The sequence below is a fragment of the Nocardioides sp. CPCC 206348 genome, assembly GCF_048654705.1.
Taxonomy (GTDB): domain Bacteria; phylum Actinomycetota; class Actinomycetes; order Propionibacteriales; family Nocardioidaceae; genus Nocardioides.
This window is the reverse complement of record NZ_JBMCZA010000192.1, coordinates 9,119-9,358: the sequence shown is the minus strand read 5'-3', so window position 1 is coordinate 9,358 and position 240 is coordinate 9,119. Positions and strand designations below refer to the sequence as shown.

The following is a 240-nucleotide window of genomic DNA, read 5'->3' as shown; positions in this document are numbered from 1 at the left end:
GGAGGTATGACACTTCAGGGCACGTACGTTCCGAGCAGTACGCAGTGGGTCCGCGACCAGGTCGCGGAGTACGAAGCATCAGGCGGCACCAAGGCCAACACGCTGCAGGGCTCCAAGGACCCGATCGTCGTGATCACCTCCGTCGGCGCGAAGTCCGGCAACCTGCGCAAGAACCCGGTCATGCGGGTCGAGAAGGACGGCGTGTACGTCGCGATCGCCTCCAAGGGCGGGGCGCCGGAC

Annotated in this window: 1 protein-coding gene; it reads left to right on the top strand. The window is 66.2% G+C overall.

The window, feature by feature from the left end:
• Positions 1-6: 6 nt before the first annotated feature.
• A partial coding sequence (locus ACOADB_RS16775) for a nitroreductase/quinone reductase family protein (protein ID WP_378600860.1) occupies positions 7-240 on the top strand: 234 nt, incomplete at its 3' end.